The 397-nt window shown below is 48.6% G+C and carries 1 protein-coding gene; it reads left to right on the forward strand.

Going from position 1 to position 397, the window contains the following annotated elements:
* Positions 1-86 precede the first annotated feature (86 nt).
* Positions 87-397, forward strand: a 311-nt coding sequence (rplY, locus tag ACTHSP_RS22450) for a 50S ribosomal protein L25 (RefSeq protein WP_440347064.1), incomplete at its 3' end; no start/stop codon positions are given.

Consider the following 397-nt stretch of genomic DNA (forward strand, 5'->3'; position numbering starts at 1 on the left):
GGCGGCATGTTGCTGCCATAACCCGATGTCGTCTTAAGCTGGTCGCGGCCGATGACGACGATTTTATCTAAATTGGAGTATTAAACATGACTTACGAAATTCAAGCCTCTGTTCGCGAAGCCCAAGGCACTGGTGCGAGCCGCCGCCTGCGTCGCGAAGGCCAAATCCCTGGCATCCTGTACGGTGAAGGTCAAGAGCCTGTTGCTATCGCTGTAGACCACAAAACTGTATTCTACGCATTGGAAAAAGAATCTTTCCATACTGCTTTGATTAAACTGTCTTTGAATGGTGAAACTAAAGACGTTATCGTGCGTGACTTCCAAATGCACCCATTCCGTCGCGAAGTTCAACACATCGACTTCCAAGCTGTAAAAGCTGATCAACCTGTACGCATCCG

Source organism: Neisseria sp. P0001.S005, from assembly GCF_051963715.1.